Source organism: Ruoffia sp. FAM 26255, from assembly GCF_045528525.1.
Classification (GTDB): Bacteria; Bacillota; Bacilli; order Lactobacillales; family Aerococcaceae; genus Ruoffia; species Ruoffia tabacinasalis.
Map to the genome: position 1 here is coordinate 1 of NZ_JBGQQX010000154.1, position 255 is coordinate 255.

Here is a 255-nt window from a genome sequence, read left to right on the forward strand (position 1 = left end):
ATATCTTGTGTAAATAGAAAAAAGGAAGCCCCTTCTGTAGAATAGAGTTACCACACTACATTCACAGAAAAGAGGACTTCCCTATGAACAATCTTACTACAGATATCTTACAGACTCTAGCCACAAATGGTGATTTAAACGAATGTTTTCGTTCTCATCTAGAATTGGCCGTAAATACACTCTTAAGAACGGAATTGACCGTCTTTTTAGATTATGAGAAGTATGAGCGGATTGGTTTCCATTCAGGTAACTCTC

At 36.9% G+C, this 255-nt stretch carries 1 pseudogene; it reads left to right on the forward strand.

Features of this window, described 5'->3' with window-relative positions:
* Positions 1-83 precede the first annotated feature (83 nt).
* A pseudogene (locus tag ACEN31_RS11700) lies at positions 84-255 on the forward strand (IS256 family transposase); the annotation flags it as partial.